We start from the raw sequence: 1,322 nt of genomic DNA on the forward strand, positions 1-1,322 counted from the left end.
TTAAAATCATAGTTGCCATGTGGGTCTTTACGGTCAGCATCTTTACGCCAGTAACTGGCAGCGAGGACTTTATTCAGGGCTAAGTAGGCGAGATGACCTGCACTGTGTCCACGACTCAATGCTTGTTGGTACTCTTTATCCACTTTCAGCGTCACTCGTGTATCTTGAGATAGAGTGTCAACAAGCGCTAATACATGTACGACAACAAATAACCAGCCTTCTGTATCGCGCTTTACAGGGATTGCCGCTCCAACAAATAGCTCTCCGGTTGCCACTTCAATGGCACCAACTTGACAATCAATCAATTCAAATTGTTGATCATTAAATACTAAGATGCCTTTATCTGCGGGATGATCAGACCAGATATGGCTAACGGGATGAAACGGAGTCACGTCGGTGACTACGTAGGTCACTTCATTGTGGTTTTGAACGAGTTGAATCTGAGCGTCCAACTGCCAAGTTTGATGGCAGAAACGGGTTTGTGTCGCGGTAATCGTCATGCTTTGCTTATCTTTGTGAATGTAAGAAGTTAAGGTTTTGTGCTGAGCATTTGAAGATACAGGAATCTGCACGTCATCACTAATATCACTAGAGGAAAACCGCGCAGAAGAACATTGTGATAATGATGAAAGTAAGGTTTAGAAAAGGACACATCTCACATCACTTTTAGAGGTTGCAAAAAACAGATAAAAAAATACCCAAGTAAAAACTTGGGTATCTTCAAATACTTAAATTATTTTTTGCGGTTTTTAACCACAGACATCATACGTTTACGCTTACGCTCTTGAGACAAGGTTAGCTTGTTCGCACGATTCTCAAACGGGTTTTCGCTATTCTGGAAGTTGATACGAATTGGCGTACCCATAATTTCCAGTGACTTGCGGAAGTAGTTCATCAAGTAACGCTTGTATGAATCCGGAAGTTCACGAACCATGTTACCGTGAATCACGACGATTGGTGGGTTGTAACCACCTGCGTGCGCGTATTTTAGCTTGATACGACGGCCACGAACCATTGGCGGTTGGTGATCATCAGTCGCCATCTTCATGATACGAGTCAAAACAGAGGTACCAACACGTGTCGTTGCCGACTTGTACGCTTCTTGGATAGACTCAAACAAGTGACCAACACCAGTACCGTGCAGTGCAGAAATAAAGTGAATACGAGCAAAGTCAACGAAACCTAGGCGGCGGTCTAGCTCTTTCTTCACGTTCTCTTTTACTTCGTTATCTAGACCATCCCACTTGTTTACCGCTAATACGATTGAACGACCGGCGTTCAATGCAAAACCTAGCAGGCTCAAGTCTTGGTCAGAGATGTTT

General features: G+C 43.6%; 2 pseudogenes. Both read right to left on the reverse strand.

What is annotated here, in order from left to right:
• Positions 1-500, reverse strand: a pseudogene (locus R7F07_RS24915) (alanyl-tRNA editing protein); the annotation flags it as partial.
• A gap of 233 nt (positions 501-733) precedes the next feature.
• A pseudogene (locus R7F07_RS24920) lies at positions 734-1,322 on the reverse strand (ribosome biogenesis GTPase Der); the annotation flags it as partial.

It is taken from the genome of Vibrio sp. YT-16 (genome assembly GCF_033337405.1).
Classification (GTDB): domain Bacteria; phylum Pseudomonadota; class Gammaproteobacteria; order Enterobacterales; family Vibrionaceae; genus Vibrio; species Vibrio alginolyticus.